Source organism: Stenotrophomonas sp. 3diitr2024, from assembly GCF_042136455.1.
Taxonomy (GTDB): domain Bacteria; phylum Pseudomonadota; class Gammaproteobacteria; order Xanthomonadales; family Xanthomonadaceae; genus Stenotrophomonas; species Stenotrophomonas sepilia.
Map to the genome: position 1 here is coordinate 1 of NZ_JBHHMJ010000801.1, position 320 is coordinate 320.

General features: G+C 68.1%; 1 pseudogene. It reads right to left on the bottom strand.

Features of this window, described 5'->3' with window-relative positions:
- Nucleotides 1-190, bottom strand: a pseudogene (locus ABGA94_RS21375) (hypothetical protein); the annotation flags it as partial.
- Between the last annotated feature and the right edge of the window lie 130 nt (nucleotides 191-320).

Below are 320 nucleotides of genomic sequence, written 5' to 3' on the forward strand. Positions count from 1 at the left end.
CCGCATCCTTGCCACCCTCATAGCGGATCGCCATGTACATCACCGCACGCGCCATGTCGCCCTTGCGCTTGCCCCACACCTCGAAGGTGCCGGTGTTGCCGTCCGGCGTGCGCACCCATCCGCGTACCGTGACTTCGCCGCCTTCCGGGATCTTCCCGGCAAGCGCATGTTCAACGCTGACCACCGTCATGACTTGAATCCTCTGCTGATCGAGGCCAGCCGCCGCGATGCCGCCCGTGCCCGCCAGGAAGCCGAGCAGCTGCGCATGCAGGCGCAGATGCAGGCCGAGGAGGCCGAACGCCTGCGCCAGGCGGCCGAGG